The 18,343-nt window shown below is 67.2% G+C and carries 18 protein-coding genes; 6 read left to right on the top strand and 12 right to left on the bottom strand.

The window, feature by feature from the left end:
- Nucleotides 1–93 precede the first annotated feature (93 nt).
- Nucleotides 94–408: a MotA/TolQ/ExbB proton channel family protein gene (locus LAQ73_RS01050; protein WP_224269411.1), complete on the top strand. Its 315-nt coding sequence runs from the start codon at nucleotides 94–96 to the stop codon at nucleotides 406–408.
- 7 nt (nucleotides 409–415) lie between these two features.
- On the opposite strand, the gene lrpA1 is transcribed toward LAQ73_RS01050, so the two are convergent.
- The 4 genes from lrpA1 to aroC form a co-directional block, all read right to left on the bottom strand.
- Nucleotides 416–844, bottom strand: a complete 429-nt coding sequence (gene lrpA1 / locus LAQ73_RS01045) for an HTH-type transcriptional regulator LrpA1 (protein WP_224269410.1) — start codon at nucleotides 842–844, stop codon at nucleotides 416–418.
- Nucleotides 845–994: 150 nt separating this feature from the next.
- Nucleotides 995–1,933 (bottom strand): thiamine pyrophosphate-dependent enzyme, encoded by a 939-nt coding sequence (locus LAQ73_RS01040; RefSeq protein WP_224269409.1) that lies wholly within the window; start codon nucleotides 1,931–1,933, stop codon nucleotides 995–997.
- A gap of 2 nt (nucleotides 1,934–1,935) precedes the next feature.
- The gene (locus LAQ73_RS01035; RefSeq protein WP_224269408.1) at nucleotides 1,936–3,837 is read right to left on the bottom strand and encodes a 2-oxoacid:acceptor oxidoreductase subunit alpha; all 1,902 of its coding nucleotides are present in this window, start codon (nucleotides 3,835–3,837) and stop codon (nucleotides 1,936–1,938) included.
- A 244-nt stretch (nucleotides 3,838–4,081) separates the two neighbouring features.
- Nucleotides 4,082–5,239, bottom strand: a complete 1,158-nt coding sequence (gene aroC, locus LAQ73_RS01030; protein ID WP_224269407.1) for a chorismate synthase — start codon at nucleotides 5,237–5,239, stop codon at nucleotides 4,082–4,084.
- 122 nt (nucleotides 5,240–5,361) lie between these two features.
- On the opposite strand from aroC, the gene LAQ73_RS01025 reads away from it, so the two are divergent.
- Nucleotides 5,362–5,835, top strand: a complete 474-nt coding sequence (locus LAQ73_RS01025) for a DUF6653 family protein (protein ID WP_224269406.1) — start codon at nucleotides 5,362–5,364, stop codon at nucleotides 5,833–5,835.
- A 209-nt stretch (nucleotides 5,836–6,044) separates the two neighbouring features.
- Here the strand turns inward: LAQ73_RS01025 and aroA are convergent, their stop codons facing one another.
- Nucleotides 6,045–7,340 (bottom strand): 3-phosphoshikimate 1-carboxyvinyltransferase, encoded by a 1,296-nt coding sequence (aroA, locus tag LAQ73_RS01020; protein WP_224269405.1) that lies wholly within the window; start codon nucleotides 7,338–7,340, stop codon nucleotides 6,045–6,047.
- Nucleotides 7,341–7,453: 113 nt separating this feature from the next.
- On the opposite strand from aroA, the gene LAQ73_RS01015 reads away from it, so the two are divergent.
- Nucleotides 7,454–8,632: a M24 family metallopeptidase gene (locus LAQ73_RS01015; RefSeq protein ID WP_224269404.1), complete on the top strand. Its 1,179-nt coding sequence runs from the start codon at nucleotides 7,454–7,456 to the stop codon at nucleotides 8,630–8,632.
- A gap of 24 nt (nucleotides 8,633–8,656) precedes the next feature.
- Here LAQ73_RS01015 and LAQ73_RS01010 read toward each other — a convergent pair whose 3' ends face one another.
- Together LAQ73_RS01010 and LAQ73_RS01005 are read right to left on the bottom strand one after the other, a co-directional pair.
- Nucleotides 8,657–9,502, bottom strand: coding sequence for an SDR family oxidoreductase (locus LAQ73_RS01010; protein ID WP_224269403.1), 846 nt, complete (start codon nucleotides 9,500–9,502; stop codon nucleotides 8,657–8,659).
- Nucleotides 9,499–9,786 carry an NAD(P)H-binding protein gene (locus LAQ73_RS01005; RefSeq protein ID WP_224269402.1) on the bottom strand — a complete coding sequence of 96 codons (288 nt, stop codon included), beginning with the start codon at nucleotides 9,784–9,786 and terminating at the stop codon, nucleotides 9,499–9,501. Before LAQ73_RS01005 ends, LAQ73_RS01010 begins: the two co-directional genes overlap by 4 nt.
- Before the next feature lie 117 nt (nucleotides 9,787–9,903).
- On the opposite strand from LAQ73_RS01005, the gene LAQ73_RS01000 reads away from it, so the two are divergent.
- Nucleotides 9,904–11,076, top strand: coding sequence for an MFS transporter (locus LAQ73_RS01000; RefSeq protein WP_224269401.1), 1,173 nt, complete (start codon nucleotides 9,904–9,906; stop codon nucleotides 11,074–11,076).
- Between the two features lie 26 nt (nucleotides 11,077–11,102).
- Here the strand turns inward: LAQ73_RS01000 and LAQ73_RS00995 are convergent, their stop codons facing one another.
- Nucleotides 11,103–11,321, bottom strand: coding sequence for a hypothetical protein (locus LAQ73_RS00995; RefSeq protein WP_224269400.1), 219 nt, complete (start codon nucleotides 11,319–11,321; stop codon nucleotides 11,103–11,105).
- Nucleotides 11,322–11,429: 108 nt separating this feature from the next.
- Here LAQ73_RS00995 and LAQ73_RS00990 point away from each other — a divergent pair, with 108 nt between their 5' ends.
- Nucleotides 11,430–12,218 (top strand): prephenate dehydrogenase/arogenate dehydrogenase family protein, encoded by a 789-nt coding sequence (locus LAQ73_RS00990; protein WP_224269399.1) that lies wholly within the window; start codon nucleotides 11,430–11,432, stop codon nucleotides 12,216–12,218.
- Nucleotides 12,215–13,621 (top strand): small ribosomal subunit Rsm22 family protein, encoded by a 1,407-nt coding sequence (locus tag LAQ73_RS00985; protein WP_224269398.1) that lies wholly within the window; start codon nucleotides 12,215–12,217, stop codon nucleotides 13,619–13,621. Before LAQ73_RS00990 ends, LAQ73_RS00985 begins: the two co-directional genes overlap by 4 nt.
- A 49-nt stretch (nucleotides 13,622–13,670) precedes the next feature.
- Here the strand turns inward: LAQ73_RS00985 and LAQ73_RS00980 are convergent, their stop codons facing one another.
- The 4 genes from LAQ73_RS00980 to LAQ73_RS00965 are packed head-to-tail and all read right to left on the bottom strand — an operon-like array spanning nucleotide 13,671 to nucleotide 18,208.
- The gene (locus LAQ73_RS00980) at nucleotides 13,671–14,303 is read right to left on the bottom strand and encodes an SDR family oxidoreductase (RefSeq protein ID WP_224269397.1); all 633 of its coding nucleotides are present in this window, start codon (nucleotides 14,301–14,303) and stop codon (nucleotides 13,671–13,673) included.
- A gap of 59 nt (nucleotides 14,304–14,362) precedes the next feature.
- On the bottom strand, nucleotides 14,363–15,412 hold the full coding sequence (locus tag LAQ73_RS00975) for an ABC transporter permease (RefSeq protein WP_224269396.1): 1,050 nt from the start codon (nucleotides 15,410–15,412) through the stop codon (nucleotides 14,363–14,365).
- Nucleotides 15,405–17,297: an ABC transporter permease gene (locus LAQ73_RS00970; RefSeq protein ID WP_224269395.1), complete on the bottom strand. Its 1,893-nt coding sequence runs from the start codon at nucleotides 17,295–17,297 to the stop codon at nucleotides 15,405–15,407. Before LAQ73_RS00970 ends, LAQ73_RS00975 begins: the two co-directional genes overlap by 8 nt.
- Entirely contained in the window at nucleotides 17,294–18,208 is a 915-nt protein-coding gene (locus LAQ73_RS00965; RefSeq protein WP_224269394.1) for an ABC transporter ATP-binding protein, read from the bottom strand. Before LAQ73_RS00965 ends, LAQ73_RS00970 begins: the two co-directional genes overlap by 4 nt.
- Nucleotides 18,209–18,343: the final 135 nt, after the last annotated feature.

Genomic DNA, 18,343 nt, shown 5'->3' with positions numbered 1-18,343 from the left:
GAGTTGGCCTCGGGGTGTTCTTAGTGTTTCCCAACCGGAGTGAAACTGATTCGGGTCCGAACGTTCATATCAGTGTGCGAACCAACGGGAGATATGGACGGCGACTGGGCGACGGGGGTGACGCTGCTCGTCGCCGGTGCGCTCGTCGTCTGGGTAGGCTCCCACATCGTCTTCGGCGACGGCGACGAGTACTTCCGGGACGCTCGGTCGCGGCGGACGGCCGACGGCGATCGAATCGCGCAGCTCGCCGGCGGGTTCTCGTTTTTCGTCGGCGTCGTGACGGCGGTGTACGGACTTATCGCCGCTACAAGCGGGTTGAACGCGACGTTGTGGGTCGGCTACGCGGCGACGGTCCTCGTCGGCTCCGCCGGTGTCGCCGTACTCGCGGGGCTCGGTCGTCGTTACTGACGGCTCGTCACTTCAGTCGTTCTTGGAGGAACGAGGGGTGGGCGGCGGTGACGCCGTCGATGCTCAGAATATCGTCGCTGATGACGTCGCCGAGTGAGTCGCCGTCCTTCGCGCGGACTTCGGCCATCAACATGTGGTCGCCCGACGAGGTGTACAGCGCCTCGACGGCGTCCAGAGATTTCATCGCGCGCGTCGCTTCGACGTAGCGTTCGCTCTCGACGTCGACGCCGACCAGCGCGATGGACTGCCCCGAGAGCTTCTTCGGGTCGACGTCGGCGGAGTAGCCGACGATGACGCCGCTGTCCTCCAGTTTCCGGATGTACTTCCGGACGGTCGGTTTCGACACCCCCGCTCGCTCCGCGATATCGGCGTAGGAGGCTTGCGCATCCTGCTCTAAGACGTCGAGGATGCGGTCCTCCGTGGATGTGGCTCCCATGTGCGTTTATTTCGGTTCACGGCAAAAATATGTTGCGAACGCGAAATCAGTTCTTCTGGATGTGAAATCCAGTCGGAAAGAGCGCTCGCTACCGGTACGCGTCCGAAAGAAAAGGCGTCGAATCACGCGACGGCGTCGCGGGACTCGCGGTTACTTGTGTTTGTCGAGGAAGTTGTCGTACGAGCGCTCCCACTCGTAGCTGTCGTCGAAGTACCGCTCCGCGAGCGGTTCCTCGGGCATCTCGCCGATCTGCTGTTTCTCCTGCTGGTAGGACGGGCGGTCGCTGTCGACGTAGTAGCGGCCCGTGAGCACTTTGCCCTCGTGGAGGGCGTCCTCGGTCTCGTGCATCATCTCCGCGGCCTCGCGGCGGTCTGTGTTGTCGAAGTCGTAGTCGTCGGATTCCTGGATGTCGACGTACGGAACGTACTGTCGGGCGTCCTTGTTCCACGTCGGACACTGCGTGAGGAAGTCGACGTGCGAGAACCCGTCGTGCTCCATCGCCTCGACGATGATGTCTTTCGCCTGGTTCGGGTTGACCGCGGCGGTGCGCGCGATGTACGACGCGCCGGAGGTCAGCGACAGCGACAGCGGCCGAAGCGGCTGCTTGGCGCTGCCGTGGGGCTGCGTCTTCGACTTGTGACCCATCGGGCTCGTCGGCGAGGTCTGACCCTTCGTCAGGCCGAAGATCTCGTTGTTGAACACGATGTAGGTCATGTTGTGGTTCTCGCGGGCGGTGTGCATGAAGTGGTTCCCGCCGATACCGTAGCCGTCGCCGTCGCCGCCGGCGGCGACGACTTCGACGCCGGGGTTGGCGAGCTTCGCCGCGCGAGCGACCGGCAGCGAGCGGCCGTGGATGGTGTGGAAGCCGTAGCTCTCGAAGTAGCTGTTGAGCTTCCCGGAGCAGCCGATACCCGTGACGAGAAGCATCTCGTCGGGCGACTTGCCGAGTTCCGCGGCCGCGCCCTTCAGCGCCTTCAGGACGCCGAAGTCACCACAGCCGGGACACCACGTCGCCTGCGGTTCGAGACCGGGCGTGTAGTCGTTGCGGTCGATTTCTTTGCCTTCTCCGATTGCGCTGAATGCACTCATGATTAGTCACCCGCTGCTGGGACGTACTTCGTTCGCGTGTGGGGATGGTCGTCGTCCTCGACGATGTTGACCTCGAAGCCCTCGACGATGTCTTCGGGCTCGAAGGGGTTGCCGTTGTACTTCAGGAGGCTCGAGAGTTTCTCGCCGTACTGACCGACTTCCTTCTGGGTCAGCCCGCGGAACTGCGCGGAGGCGTTCATCTCGACGACGAGCACCTCGTCGACGCTCTCGATGAACTCTCTCACCTGGTCGACCGGGTACGGTGCCATCTCGCTGACGCCGAGCGCCTTCACCGAGTGACCGTTCTCGTTGAGGCGGTCGACGGCCTCCTCGACGGTGCCTTGCGAGCTACCGAAGGTGAGGAAGCCGTACTGGGCGTCTTCTTCGCCGTACTCGGTGTTGTTCACGCCGTCGCTGTCGAGCTCCTCGCGGATGGCTTCGAGTTTGCGCATCCGCTTGTTCATCTGGAACACGCGGTTGTCGGGGTCCTCGCTGATGTGCCCCTCGGGCATGTGTTCGTTACCGGTCGCGAGGAAGTGCCCGCCTTTCTGGCCGGGGATCGACCGCGGCGCGACGCCGTTGTCCTTGGGCGTGTCGTAGCTGAAGCGCGAGAACTTGCCGGAGTCGTCGTGCGGCGCGTCCGCGATTTCGGCTTCGGTGAGCGTCGAGCCGAGCGACGGGTTCGGCTCCTCGTCGAAGTGGCTCGCCGGGACGTTCACGAGTTCGCCGCCGAGCTTCTGGTCGTAGAGCACGATGCTCGGAATCTGGTACTCGTAGGCGATCTGGAACGCCTTCCGCGTCTGCGTGTACGCCTCGGCGACGGTGCCGGGCGCGAAGACGATACGGTGCGAGTCGCCCTGCGAGGTGTACAGGACGTGTTCGAGGTCGCCCTGTTCGGGCTTGGTCGGCATCCCGGTCGATGGACCGGCGCGCATCGCCTCGATGAGGACGACGGGCGTCTCGGTCATCTCCGCGAGGCCGAGCGGCTCCGACATCAGCGCGAAGCCGCCGCCGGACGACCCGGACATGGCCTTCACGCCCGCGTGGCTCGCGCCGAGCGCGAGCGCCGCCGCGGCGATCTCGTCTTCGACCTGCTCGGAGATGCCGCCGAGTTCGGGCAGGTTCTGCGACATGATGGTGAACACCTCGGTCCACGGCGTCATCGGGTAGCCCGCGATGAAGCGGCAGCCCTCGTCGATGGAGCCGTAGGCGATGGCGTCCGACCCGGACATGAGCACCTGCTCCTCGTCGTGTTCGCCCTCGGGAATCTTCACGTCGTGGGCGTCGACGTCGTACTCCTCCTGAACGAGGTCGTGCGCCTCGTGGAGAATTTCGAGGTTCGGTTCGAGGATCTTCTCCGGCATCGCGTCGGTCATCAGTTCCTCGATCCACTCGAGGTCGATGCCCGCGAGCGCGCACGTCGCGCCGACACCGGCGGTGTTACGCATGACCTCGCGGCCGTGTTCGCGGGCCATCGTGCGCAGGTCGAGGTCGTAGACGTGCCAGTCGTTCTCCTCGACGCGCTCGTCGAAGTCCTCGATCTCCGACGCGTCCAGCAGGCCGGAGTCGTAGATGATGACCCCGCCCTCGCGGAGTTCGTCGAGGTTCTCCGAGAGCGGTTTGACCTCCTCGTTGCCGTAGTAGGCGTTCTGCTGCGGGTTCCGGGCGAACGAGTCACCCAGCGCCAGCAGGAAGTTGTAGCCGTCCCCGCGGGACTTGACGGGGTCGGCGGAGGCCCGAATCTCCGTGTATGTGTGGCCGCCGCGAATCCGCGACGGGTAATGTCGATGCGTGAAAACGTTGAGGCCCGAGCGCATCAGGGCCTTTGCGAAGTTCTGGCTCGTCGAGGCGATCCCGTCCCCGGATCCCCCTGCGATTCGCCAGATAAGTTCGTCGTTAGTCATATTTGAGTCCTGGCCCGTGTGGGGCCGCCAGTGTCCGATTGTAGCCATCTACCAAGTAAAGTCTTTGCTATAGGTTGTCATAGAATGATTATGAAAGATAGCCGAATCGGACAGTGTACCCCCAAATTCACGTCGTTTACTACTACGAACCGAGTTCCTCGTTTACAAATGTATTCGACGAACGGACCGATAAATTGTCTATCAGCACCGAGTTAGTCTCGCTTCGAGACGAACGTCGGGACCGTTACTCGTTCTGCGGACTGCTCGGGTGGTAGTCGGTGTCGTACTCGCCGACCTGCCCGTCCAACCGGTCCGGGTTGATCCGACCCGCGAGCAGCATGAAGTCGAGCACGGTCACCCAGAGCATCGCCTCGACGACCGGCACCGCCCGCGGCGGCAACACGGGGTCGTGGCGGCCGACGACCTGCACCTGTTTCTCCTCGCCGGTCTCCCAGTCGACGGTTGTCTGCTCTTTCGGAATCGAGGTGGGCGCGTGCCACGTCGCCTCGCCGTAGATCGGCTGGCCCGTCGTGATGCCGCCCTGCAGGCCACCGTGTTTGTTACCCACGGGGACCGGATCGCCGTCTTCTCCAAACTCCCAGTCCTCGTTTCGGTCGTGGCCGGTCCACTCGCTGGCCTCCTTGCCGAGGCCGTACTCGACGCTCGTCGTCGCCGGAATCGAGAACATCGCCCGGCCCAACCGCGAGGGAAACGACTCGAAGCGCGGCGCGCCTAGCCCGCGCGGAACGCCGCGCGCCTCGAAGTAGATGCTCCCGCCGATGGAGTCACCCTGCTTCTGGTACTCGTCGGTGAGGTCGCGCATCTTCTCGGCGGTCTCCGGGTGCGCGCAGCGGACGTCGTTCACCTCGGTGTGTTCGAGCATCTCCTCGAACGTCACTTCCGGCGCTTCGATGTCGCCGATCTTGCTGACGTGCGCTTTAATCTGGATGTCGTGCTCCGACTGGTCGAGCACCTGCTGTGCGACCGCGCCCGCGGCGACCCAGTTCACCGTCTCGCGCGCGGAGGAGCGCCCGCCGCCGCCCCAGTTGCGCGTGCCGAACTTCGCCGAGTAGGTGAAGTCGCCGTGGGACGGTCGCGGCGCGGTGACGAACGGCTCGTACTTGCCCGAGCGCGCGTCCTTGTTCTCGATGGTCATCCCGATGGGCGTCCCCGTCGTGTAGCCGTCCTGCAGGCCGCTGTGGATGGACACTTCGTCGGGTTCGCCCCTGCTGGTGGTGATCATCGACTGGCCGGGTTTGCGCCGGTCGAGTTCGCGCTGAATCTTCTCCTCGTCGAGTTCGACGCCCGCGGGACAGCCGCTGACGACGACGCCCATCGCGTCGCCGTGGCTCTCGCCGTAGGTCGAAAACTGGAACAGTCGTCCGAAGCCGTTGCCGTTCATTACCGGGCGTCGGTGTCGCGGCCATTTAGTGTTTGCAGAAAGGCGCAATCGTGGCGACGCGAGGCGAACGTTCGCCCGGTGCACGAGGAACCCTCATTCTACTGGGTGGCGTAGCCACTCGCATGACCGACCCCGCGGCCGTCGACTCGTCGAACATCGACCAGCGCTCCCTGCGCGCGCGACTCGAAGATACCTTCTGGCGCAGACACTCGAACCCGTGGAGCGCAGGCACGCGCTTCGCCATCACGCCGGCGTTGTTGTACGCCATCTATCGCAGAAAGTGGCGGCTGCTCGCGGCTGCCGTCGCCTTCACCGTCGTCAACCCCGTGCTGTTCGGCGACCCGGAGCGAACCGACAACTGGCTCAGCGAGGTCGTCCTCGCCGAAAAAGCGTGGCTCGGAGACGGGAACGGAACGATGGACCTGAGCTACCCGAACGTCCTCAACGTGCTGAACGCCGTTTCGGGAGCGCTGGCGCTCGTCTCGGCGGTTCGACGGAAGCCGGTCGGCACCGTCGTCGGCACGGCCGGGATACTCGTCTTCAAGACGTGGTGGGTCGAGGCGATTCGGCGGCGCACGGGTATCAGCGAGCGCTAAACCGACGCGTCCCGTCCGCTTCCGCGCCGCGCGTCGACGCCGTCCCCGGCCGAACCTTTTTGTACGGAAACGGGACCAGACCGCCCGTGATTTGACGAACCGCCGCGAACCGGCCGAGGCGGGTGTACGGCGTCCCGGTTCGCGTCAGTCGACGCGCCGTCTGTCAGCCAACTCGACCGCGCACCGCTCTGCTCGCCCGGGGCGTCGCGCTACTCCCGCAACCGAACGTCCGCACCCAGACCGGTGAACACGTCGAAGAAGTTCGGGAACGAGACGTCGACGTGTTCGGACCCGCGGACTATGGTGGTTCCGTCGGCGACGAGTCCGGCCACCGACAGCGCCATGACGATGCGGTGGTCGTGGTAGCCGTCGACCGTCGCGCCCAGAAGCGACGTGTCGCCGCCCATCACCGTCAGCACGTCCTGTTCTTCTTCGACGACTGCGCCCATTTCGGTCAGCTCGTCGGCCATCGCGCTCACGCGGTCGGTCTCCTTGTATCGGACGTGCTCGCAGTTCTCGATGCGCGTCTCGCCATCGGCGACGGCACCGAGCGTCGCGATCGTCGGGAGCAAGTCGGGAGTATCACCCACGTCGACGGTGACGCCCGAGAGTTCCGACTTCCTGACCGTGATGCGACCGTTCTCGCGGTCCCACTCGATAGCCGCGCCCATCCGTTCGAGGATGTCGACGATGGCGGCGTCACCCTGCGCGCTCGGGTACGCGCCCTCGACGACCACCTCGTGGTCCCCGTCGGCGGCGACGGCACCCGCGGCGAGCAGGTACGAGATAGACGAGAAGTCGCCGGGGACGCGGTACTCGCCGTCGGCGGGGTCGTACGACTGCCCGCCCGCGACCGAGAACCCGCGTTGGGTCGCTTCGGCGCTGACGCCGAACTCGCGGAGAACTTCGAGCGTGATGTCGACGTACGGCGCGGATTTGAGCTGCGTTTCGAGCTCGATCTCGATTCCGTCCTCCGTCACGGCCCCGGCCATCAACAGCGCCGAGATGTACTGCGACGACACGTCGCCCGGAATCGACACCTCTCCTCCGGAGATCGGGCCCTTCAACACCAGCGGCGCTTGGCCGTTGCCCCGAGTACTCTCGGCGCGGCCGCCGAGGTCCGAGACCGCGTCGAGAAGCGGCCCCTGCGGGCGCGAGCGGAGCGAGCCGTCGCCCGTCAAGACCGTGATGCCGTCGGCGAGCGCCGCGCACGCGGTGACGAGACGCATCGTCGTCCCGCTGTTCTCGCAGTCGGTGACGTCGTCGGGGACGCCGGGGCGGCCGCCGAAGCCGTCGACATCGAGCGTGTCACCTTCGAGGGTCACGTCGCCGCCGAACGCTTCGACGGCGCGCATCGTCGCCTTCGTGTCGGCGCTGACGAGGGGGTCGTAGACGGTCGCGCCATCGCTGTACCCGGCGGCGAGAATCGCCCGGTGGGTGTAGCTCTTCGACGGGGGTGCACGTGCCGTACCGCGTACCCGAGATTGAGAGAGTTCCGCGTCCATACTCGCCACTCTGTGCGGGCCGGTATCAGGGTACCGGAGGCGGTCACATTCCGTACCCTGCCTCCGCTTCCGGGAGGGGAACCACTTTACCGTCGCGGTGTCCCCTCCGAGATATGGAACCTGACCTCTCATCGCTCTCCGAGCATCTCGAAACCGAAGGCTTCGACGGCTACCTCCTCGACGCCGACAGCACCGACTCCAACCAGCTGTACCTGTCGGGCTTCGACGCGCCCGACCCGTTCGTGACGGTGTTCACCGGCGACGAGACGCGCCTGCTCGTCAGCGGTCTGGAGTACGGTCGCGCGAAGAAGGAGAGTCGCGCCGACGCCGTCTTCCGCCTCGAAGAGTACGACTACCGGAAGCGACTCGCCGAGTACGGATCCAAGGAGGGCCGCGCGCGGACCCTCGCGGCGTTTCTCGACGACGCGGGCGTCGAGTCCGTGCTCGCGCCCGAACGCTTCCCGCTCGGCACCGCCGACGGCCTCCGCGAGCAGGGCGGCGACGTGACCGTCGAAAAGCGCGACGTGCTCGGCGACATTCGCGCGGTGAAAACCGACGAGGAGGTCGACAACGTCCGCGCCGCCCAGAAGGCGAACGAGGCGGCGATGAGAGCCGCGGAGGACCTCATCCACGCCGCCGACGTCGACGCCGACGGGACGCTCGTCTACGAGGGCGAACCGCTGACGAGCGAGCGCGTCCAAGAGGAGATCGAAATCACGCTCCTGCGCGAGGGCTGCGCGCTCGACGAGACGATCGTCGCCTGTGGCGAGCGCGCCGCCGACCCCCACGACCGCGGTAGCGGACCGCTCCTGGCGAACGAGTCCATCATCATCGACATCTTCCCACGAAGTAAATCGACCAAGTACCACGCCGACATGACGCGGACGTTCGTGAAGGGCGAACCCTCAGCGGAGATCCGCGAGTGGTTCGAGCTGACCGCCGAGGCGAAGGACGCGGCGTTCGACGCCCTCGAACCCGGTGCGACCGGAGAAGAGGTCCACGACGCCGTCTGCGACGTGTACGAGAACGCGGGCCACGCGACGTTCCGAAGCGACCCGACGACCGAGACGGGCTTCATCCACAGTACCGGCCACGGCGTCGGCCTCGACGTCCACGAGGGTCCCCGTCTCAGCAGCGACGGCGAGGAACTGAAACCCGGCCACGTCGTCACCATCGAGCCCGGCCTCTACGACCCGACGGTCGGCGGCGTCCGCATCGAGGACATCGCCGTCGTCACCGAGGACGGCTACGAGAACTTCACCGACTACCCCGTCGAACTCGTCGTCGACTGAGACCGACGCGGGTGCCCTGCTGAACTACTCCTCTCGCCCGTACCCCGAGTCGAACAGCTGCGCCGACGTCGGCCCGGGGTCGGTCCCCTCGACGACGGCGTACTGCGAGAACTCCGAAACCCCTGCCTCGCGGAGCAGTTCCTCGTCGTAGAACTCGTTGCCCGTGCACGCCGTCGGGTCGCGGGTCACGAGTTCGAGCATCGCGTCGACGACGACCTGCGGCGTGCGCCAGTCCTCGGGTTGGCCGAGTTCGAAGTGGCGCGTCGCCTCCGTCTCGATGGCCGAGGCGGGCCAGACGCTGTTGACGGCAACCTCGTCGCTCTGCAGTTCGTGGGCGAACGACCGGGCGAGGAACGTCATCCCGTACTTCGAGAGCGCGTAGGCCGCCTTCCCGGGCGAGGGCTCCATCGTCGTCGGCGGCGAGTTCATCACGACGTGGGCGTGGTCGCTCTCGCGGAGGTGCGGCAGCGCCGCGCGCGTCGTCACGTACGCCCCGCGGGCGTTGACGTCCATCAGGAGGTCGAAGCGCTTGGCGGGAATCTCGTCGACGCCGCCGAACTGGATCGCGCCCGCGTTGTTGACGAGGAGGTCGATGCCGCCGAACTCGTCGACGGTCTCCTCGATGGCCGATTCGACGTTCGACTCGTCGCGCACGTCGAGCTGGAGGGCGATGGACTCGCCGCCGCGTTCGCGTATCTCCTCGGTCGTCCGCGTGACGGTTCCCGGCAGTCGCTCGTGTTCGTCCATCGTCTTCCCCGTCGAGACGACGGCGGCCCCGGCGTCGGCGAACGCCAGCGCCAGCGCCTTGCCGATTCCGCGACTGGTTCCGGTGATGAAGGCGACGCGCCCGTCGAGCGGTTTGTCGGTCATGGACCACGTTGACGTGGTCGGACCTTGACTGTTCGTGTCTGCTTCGCTACAGCATTCCGGTCGTCGGTCGGAATCGACGCCGCGGCGTGGACGACGACGTCCACTCCTTCGGCGGCCAGCGCCAGCGAGTCCGCGTCGAAGAGGACCCTCCGGTACGGTTCGCCGCCGCGGTCGGCGACGTGGTCGTCGCCCTCGGCGTCGCGCGTCAAGCCGACCACCTCGTGTCCGCGGTCGACGAACTGCGAGACGAGTCGGCGTCCCAACACGCCGGTCGCCCCGGCCACGAATACGCGCAGACGGTGGAAGCCGAACGCACAGACAAAAGTGCTGCTCAGATTACAGACACTCGCCCGGCGTGCCGGTATCAGAACCCACTTGCCCCGGTGTCGACAACTCTCGGCGTGAACTGGCGTTACCGGAACACGGTGCTCGTCCTCTGTACGCTCGCGTTCTTCGCGACGATGGTCGCGCGCCTCGCTATCAGTCCGGTCGTCCCCGACATCACAGCGCAGTTCGACGTTTCGAACGGCGCGGTCGGTCTCGCCCTCGCGGGAATGTGGGCCGCCTACGCGACGATGCAGTTTCCCAGCGGCGTCCTCGGCGACAGGTTCGGCGAGCGTCGCGTCATCCTCACCGCCGTCGGACTCACCGCGGTCGGCAGCCTCCTTCTGGCCGTCTCGCCGTCGTTTCCGACGTTCGCGCTGTTTACCCTCGCGCTCGGTGCGGGCGCGGGACTCCACTACACCGTCGCCACGACGTTCATCTCCAAGCAGTTCTCCAACATCGGACGCGCCATCGGCGTCCACGTCGCCGGCGGGCCGCTCGCGGGGCTCTCAGTGCCGGTGATCGCGGCGCTCGTCGCCACCCGCTACGACTGGCGCACCTCGATGCTGCTCGGCGCTATCGCCGCGGTTCCGGTGTTCCTCCTGTTCCAGCGGCGTATCGAGCCCACGACGCCCGAGCGTCCCGACCAGCCGATGCGCGAGCGGTTCGCGTTCGCGCCGCTCGTCGAGTTGCTCTCGCGGCCCGAAATCGTCTACACCACGGTTCTGGCCGTCGCCGGCGCGTTCACCTGGCAGGCGACGGCTTCCTTCCTGCCGACGTTTTTCGTCGTCTACCACGACCTCTCCGTGGCGACGGCGAGCGCGCTCTTCTCGCTGTACTTCGTCGTCCACGGCGCGACCCAGCCCGTCATGGGCTACCTGTCGGACCGTTTCGACCGAGACGCCGCCGCCTCGCTGTCGATGGGCCTCGGCGTGGTCGGCTACGCGACGCTCATCGAGGGCTCAACGCTCCCCGTCTTCGTCGTCGGTGCGTGCATGGTCGGCGTGGCGATGAGTTGGGGCGCGCCGATTCAGTCGCGCTTCATCGACAAACTCTCCGCCGACGAGCGCGGTGTGGGGTTCGGCCTCGTCCGGACGGTGTACATGCTTCTGGGCGCGACGGGGAGTTTCGTCGTCGGCGCGCTCTCGGACGCGGCGGGGTGGGACGTCGCCCTCGGTCTGCTCGTCGCCGTGATGGGCGTCGGGTTTTCGGTGCTCGCGGTGAATCGGGCGTTGAAGTTGGGGCTGTGAGGGCGGGTTACGCGGAAAAAGAGCGGTCAGCCGATTCGCTGCGGCGGTGGCCCGTTCAGGTCAGAGCCCGTCGCGATAGTGAGCGAGACGACCAGTAGGACGACGCCGGCCCCGACCCCGAACGCTATCCAGAGGGCGTGTGCACCCGCGAGAAACGGGCTGACGACCGCGGCGACGGCCAACAGGGCGAACGCGGCCGCCCCGAGCGTTCGCCGTCTGGCGTCCTCGGCTCTCGTATCTCTCATACCGTCACCGTCTCGCACGGCCGTAATAAAGTTGGACGTCTAACAGGTTCGAATGCGATACGGGCGGCATCGAACGCCTTTTGCGACGGCGTTGGCTACGAAGGCGCAATGAAACTGCTCATCGTCGGCGCCGGGTCGATGGGTCGATGGGTCGCCGACACGCTCTCGGCGGAGGTGGCGTTCGTCGATACGGAGTCGGAGGCCGCCGAGGCGGCGGCGACGGCCCACGGCGGCCGCGTCGTCTCGACGGACACTGACGAACGCTTCGACGCCGTCTGTCTCGCCGTCCCCATCTCGGCCGTCGAGTCGGCCGTCGCCGCGTACGCGCCGAACGCCGACAGCGCCGTCTTCGACGTAACGGGCGTGATGGCCGGACCGCTGTCGACGCTGCGCGAACACGCCGCCGACCGCGAACGCGCGAGCTATCACCCGCTCTTCGCCCCCGAGAACGCGCCGGGCAACGTCGCCGCCGTCGTCGACGAGGGCGGACCGACGCTCGACGCCGTCGACGAGGCGTTCGCGGCCGCCGGAAACACCGTCTTCGAGACGACCGCCGGCGAGCACGACGGCGCGATGAAGACGGTCCAGTCGGGCGCACACGCCGCGGTGCTCGCCTACGCGCTCGCGGCCGAAGACGTGCGCGAGGAGTTCGCAACCCCCGTCTCCGCCGCGCTGGACGACGTCGTCGACACCGTCACCGGCGGCACCCCGCGCGTGTACGCGGAGATTCAGGAGACGTTCGACGGCGCGTCGGCCGTCGCGGACGCGGCCGCCCGAATTGCCGACGCCGACGGCGAAGCGTTCGAGCGACTGTACCGGGAGGCGGGCCGCCACGAGACCGCAGACCCCGAAGACCTCGGGCGCAACGCCGGCAACGACGGAGGCGGGGACCGATGACCGACCGCGAGGCCGTCGTCTCGAACGCGAAGTATCTCAGGAACGTCCGCCCCATCGACCCCGAGGAGATAGCCGAGTATATCGAGGGCTACCCGCACCCGGCCGTCGTCCGACAGACCCTGCGCGAGGAGGCGTTCGACCTCGGACTGGTCGAACGGGAGGACGGCACGTTCGTCCCGGTCGACGACGCGCCCGCTCCGGTCCGCGACTGGCGACCTAAGGCGCTCCCCGAAACGTACTCGTTCGCGGTCGAAGACTTGCTCGTCGAGCGGTACGGGGCGAACTGGCACCGCGGAGCGTCGGGCGACGAACTCCGCGAGGCCGTCCGTCGGCTGAAGGAGGACTACTACTACCAGAACGACGTGGAGTACGACGAGACGGCCGCGCTCGGCTACGCCGTCTACCACCTCGCGGACTACTACGCCGAGGTGGGGTACGTGTTGAACGACCTCGCCGGGAACGGCCTGCTCCCGAGAACACTCCGCGTCGTCGACGTGGGCGCGGGCGTCGGCGGCCCTGCGCTCGGCCTGCACGATTATCTGGGCGAGGGCAGTCTGGTCGATTACCACGCGGTCGAACCGAGTCCCGCCGCCGACGTGCTCGAACGGCTGTTGGACGAGACGAACGAGAACTTCCGGACGACGGTTCACCGCGAGACGGCCGAGGCGTTCGACCTCGACGCGCTCGGGGACGTGGACCTCGTGCTGTTCGGCAACGTGCTGAGCGAAATCGACGACCCCGTCTCCGTGGTGCGGCGGTATCTCGACGCGCTGGCCGACGACGGCGCTATCGTCGCGCTCGCACCCGCCGACCGCAACACGAGCATCGGGCTTCGGGAAGTCGAACGCGCGGTCGAGTCAGAGGCGGGAGCGACGGTGTACTCGCCCGAACTCCGACTGTGGCCGGGGATGACGCCCACCGACCGCGGGTGGTCGTTCGACGTGCGTCTGGACGTGGAACTGCCGGCGTTCCAACGCCGCCTCGACGAGGGCGGCGCAGGCGACGGCACCTTCACCAAGACGTCGGTGCAGTTCTCCTACAGCATCCTCCGAAAAGACGACAGACGGCGCGTCGACCTGCGCGCAGACCGGAGTCGCCACGCGCGGATGGCCGAGATGGAAGCCCACGTCACCGACCGCATCGACCTGCTGGCGGTGAAACTCAGCCACGACCTCGCCGACGACGAGGGGAGAAACCCGGTGTTCAAAATCGGCGACGGCAGTCAGTCGGTCGACCACTACGCGGTGCTCACGAGAGAGTCGGCGCTGAACCGCGAGCTCACCGAGACCGAGTACGGCGCGATACTCGGCTTCGAGAACGTGCTCTGTCTGTGGAACGACGACGAGGGGGCGTACAACCTCGTCGTCGACGCGGAGACGGTCGTGGAACTCGTCGCGCCGTAGACGGGGAGTCGGCCGAGCACCGTCGGCGGAGTGACGTTCCACCTGCCGCTCAGTCCAGGTTCTCCAGCGCCGTCTCGATGGGGTCGTCGCCGGCGAGAATCTCGAACGTCCTGCCGACGGTGTTGTCGGCTTCGAACGCCGTGACGAGCGTCTCCGCGACGTCGTCTCTGGTGATCTCGCCGCGTTCGTCGAGTTTCTCGCGTGCGGCGATTCTGCCCGTACCCTCCTCGTCGGTGAGCGCTCCCGGCCGGACGACACTGTGTTCGAGGTCGCTCTCGCGGAGATACTCGTCGGCCGCGGCCTTCGCCTCCAGATAGTCGCCGAGCGCGTCGGGACTGGACTCCGGTTCGTCGGCGTTCATCGCGCTGAGCATGACGTAGCGCGACGCGCCGAACGTCTCTGCGGCGTCTATCGTCCGAATCGCCCCGTCGCGGTCGACGCCCTCGACGTCCTCGCCGCTGGAGCCCGCGGCGAACAGTATTCCGTCGCAGTCGCGGACTGCGCGCTCTACGTCGTCGTCGCTCCGGAGGTCGGCGACGACCGTCTCGACGCCGTACGACTCCATCTCGGGGACCTGTTTCTCGTCTCTGACCATCGCTCTGACCTCGTGGTCACTGCCGCTCAGGAGGTCGGTGGCGCGCTTTCCGACGCCGCCGTGGGAGCCAGCGATGAGTATTCGCACGGATGAGAAGACGGGCCGCAGGTGCAAAAAGTCGGTCCCGTCGAAGCGGTCTGCGCTTCTCAGACGCCCGTCGCGTCGAACCGACCGACGGCCGCCCGAACGCCGCCGTAGGCGACGAGCGCGAGGGTGACGTAGCCCGCGACGACGAGCGTCACCGTCGCGTCCGCGCTGCCGATGGCGAGGCGGGCGACGACGTTCGTGGGACTGGCGGGAGAGAGCGTCGCGCCGGCGAACGCGAGGAGGACGCCCAGCGAGTAGAGCAACTGGGCGGTCCGGCGCTCGGCGGCGACGAGCGAGACGACGACGCCCAGTCCGGCGGCGAGCACCGCCAGCGCGGCGACGAGCGCGAGGAGTCGCCCCGCACCGAAGACGGCGGTGCCGTTGAACGAGAGCACCGCCAGCCACAGCGCCGCCTGCGCGGGCGCGAGACCCGCCGCCGCCAGCAGTTTGCCGTCGACGATGTCCGAAAGCGACAGCGGCGCGACGCGGAGCAGTTCGAGCGTGCCGCGTTCGAACTCCTCGGTCACCGAGTCGACGACGAGCGACCCGCTGATGAACACCGGCAGAAAGAGCAACAGCGGAATCAGCGCCGTGTAAGTGAAGCCGTGGTACGGACTCGACGCCGGCGCGTCCGGCAGTTCCAGCGGCGTCGTCGACAGCGACCCCGAGCGCTCGAACCGCTCGCGGCGTTCGAGTTCCCGGAGCGCGTCGCGCACCTGCGTGACGGTCACCGTCGTCCGGACGTTGTCGTCGGGGACCGTCGCCGTGACGTGTATCCGCCCGCCGCGGCGGTCCGCGTGGAGCACCGCGTCGACCTGCCGACGGTCGAACGCCTGCCGTGCGGCCGCCTCCGTGTCGAAGAGAATCGGCTGCGTCCCCGACACGCTGTGGGCCGCGTAGACGAGGTCGTAGCGCGCGTCGCCAGAGACGCCGACGTCGACTTCGTAGCCGTCCGCGCTGGCTGGGTCGTACAGCGAGACGAGGCCGACGACGAGAAACGACGAGAACGCCGCGATAAACAGCTGGATGAGAAGCGCCAGCACGATAGTCTTCTCCGAGCGCAGCACCGAGAGCTCGCGGCGCGCGATCGTGAGTCGGCGGTCACGCAAGGGCGACCACCACCGCGAGGTTGTAGAAGGTGTGAACCGCGACGGCGACCACCAGCGCCGCGGCGTAGTGGAGTCGATTCTTGCTCGCGCCGACGGCAGTGAGACTCGCCGTGACGACGTGGAGGAGCAGCGGAGCCAACAAGAGCGCGAGCGCACCCGCGCCGCCGATTCCGGGGATACCCGACGGGGCGAACGCGGCCTGGCCGAGGGCCAGCTCCGGCAGGCCGACGAGTTGCACGACGGCGGTCACCTTCTCGCCGACGAAGAAGCCGACGGCCGAGAGCGAACCCAACGCGACCGCCGTCGGCACCGACCGCTCGAAGCGGTTCTTCTCGAACCCGGCGTAGACGTGGACGCTCTTGGCGAGCTCCTCGACGGCGGCGATCGATGCCAGGAGAAGCGGCATCGAGAGCTGAATCGGCAGCGCGAACAGCACCGCGACGGTGAGCAGCTCGGCGACGAAGACGAACGGGATGAACAGCGCGCTCAGAACCGCGACCGAGCGCTTCCCCGAGAGGCGACTGTCGAGCGCGTCGAGGAACTTCAGCGGCACCGGTCGCTGGGTGAACAGGTCCTCCTCGCGGTAGACGCCGACGCCGAGCAGGAACAGCACGCCCGACCCGAAGTAGAAGGAGCCGGTGGCGAAGGCGTACTCGCCCGCCGACACCGCCGCGCCCTGCAGGTCGCGGACGACGAGCGTCAGCGGCGAGATGAGCGCGATAGGCGTCACGTCGGTGAAGATGGCCGGGACGAACGCGTACGTCGTGATGAACACCGAGACGGCGACGGTGACGAACGTGAGCTCCTTGAAAGACCGCGCGAACATCGCGCCGACGAACGTCGCCGCCAGGTACGCCAGCGCCAGCGGGAACACCGCGGCGACCGAGAGGAGCCCCCCGCCGACGAGAAACGCGATGACCGTCGTCACGCCGAGAATCGCCAGCGCGTACGGGAGCGTCTTCCCGGCGACGATGCTCGTCGGCGACAGCGGCGCGACGAGTAGGAGTTCGCCGCGGCGGTTGATGCGCTCGTTCAGCATCGTACTGCCGTACGACTGGATGACGAAGTTCACCGGGACGAGGAAGGCGAACGCGAGCACGAGCGACCCGAACGGAAACGGCGGCGCGATGTCCGCGGGCGACCCGGAGCTCTGGCCGCCGAAGAGGGCACCGCCGCCGCCGACGTCGGGAACTGCGAGGCCCCCCTCCTCCTCGGCGTCCCTCGGATCGTCGGCTCCGTCAGGTTCGTTCGCCGCGCCCGAAGCACCCGACTCACTGCCGGTGGCCGACGACGAACCGTCACCACTTGACGAGTCGACACCGCCGTCGACGTCCGTCGCCGCCGACCCGCCCGACGCCTCCCCGCGGTCGTCGTAGCGTACCTCGACGACGACGGGGTACGCCGCCGACTGGTTCTCCTCGGCGAGCATCCGGCGGTCGTTGTACGACTGCACCGCCGAGCGGTAGGCGGCGGCGGCCGCGCGGCCGCGCTCGGAGTCGGCGGGGTCGACTGTGTTGCCTCGGACCAACGCATCTATCTCGCCGTCTTTCAGCGCCGCCTCGTCGGGCGGATGCACCGCGAGCGGGGGACTCTCGACCACCGCTTCGTAGTAGGGGCTGTCGGGCGCGATGCCGACGCGGTAGATGTTCTCGTCGAGGGCGACGCCCGCGCCGCCCGCCGAGAGCGCGGCGGCGCTGAACGCGCCCACGAGGAGCGCGGCGACGAACGCCGCACCGGCGGTCTTACGATCGAAGACGCCCGCCGTTCTGGAGGTCTCCCAGCGGGCGACTCTGAGCGTCTTCCGGAACCAGTCGACGAGTCGACTGACCGCGTTCCCGAGTCCGTCCGAGAGCCGGACAGCGAGGCTCCTCGACGAATCGCTCACGACTCACCCCGGGCAGTCGGTGTCTCCCCGCCGGCGATGTCGAGAAAGAGGTCTTCGAGGCTCGGTTCCTCTGTGCGGATGTCGGCCACCTCGCCGCCGTTCGCCTCGGCCTCGCTCCGGACGGCTTCCACGGCCGCCATCTCACCGACCACGCGGCGATACCGCGCCGGTGTCCCGTTTACGGGCGACGTTTCGACCGGCTCGGCACCGTCGACAGGGACCGTCGTGAACACGTGGTAGGTCGTCTCGCCGTGGCGTTCGCGGATCTCGGCGACGGTGCCGCGGGCGACGATTTCGCCGCGGTTCATGATGATGACGCGGTCGCAGACGCTCTCGACGTGGTAGAGGTTGTGCGCGCTGAACAGCACCGTCTTGCCCGCCGCGGCGAGTTCCCTCGTGAACTCCAGGACGTAGTTCGTCGTCAGCGGGTCGAGACCGCTGGCCGGTTCGTCGTAAATCAACACGTCGGGGTCGTTGACGAGCGAGCGCGCGATGGCGACCTTTCGCTTCATCCCCTTCGACATGTCGCCGAGGCGGCGGTCGCGGTGGTCGAGTTCCAATCGGTCGAGCGTCTCCTCGCTCCGGCGAACTCCGTCCGTTCGCGGCACGTCGTAAAGGTCGGCGAAAAAACGGAGATACGACCGCGGCGTCATGTCCTCGTACAGCGGCGACTCCTCGGGCAGAAAGCCGAGCGACGCCCGCATCTCCGGGTCGGCGGCGTCGTATCCCGCCACCGTCGCCTTTCCGGCGGTCGGTTCGATGAGCCCCGAGAGCATCTTCAGCGTCGTCGTCTTCCCCGCGCCGTTCGGCCCGACGACGCCGAATATCTCCCCCTCGTCGACCTGAAACGAACTCCCCTCCACGGCGACGAATCCGCCGTACTCCTTTCTGAGGTCCTCGACTGTTATCACGGGCGAGTCGAAGTAGAACCACCTGATAAAATTATGGAGTGTTCGCCGAGACTTCTATCGTGAAAATAGTTGCAGATAAGATATTATTCGAGGAACGCCGCTCGAATATGTCGACTCAGTCACTCGTGCGACCCT

Source organism: Haloprofundus salinisoli (assembly GCF_020097815.1).
Classification (GTDB): Archaea; Halobacteriota; Halobacteria; order Halobacteriales; family Haloferacaceae; genus Haloprofundus; species Haloprofundus salinisoli.
This window is presented reverse-complemented; position numbering and strand designations above follow the sequence as displayed.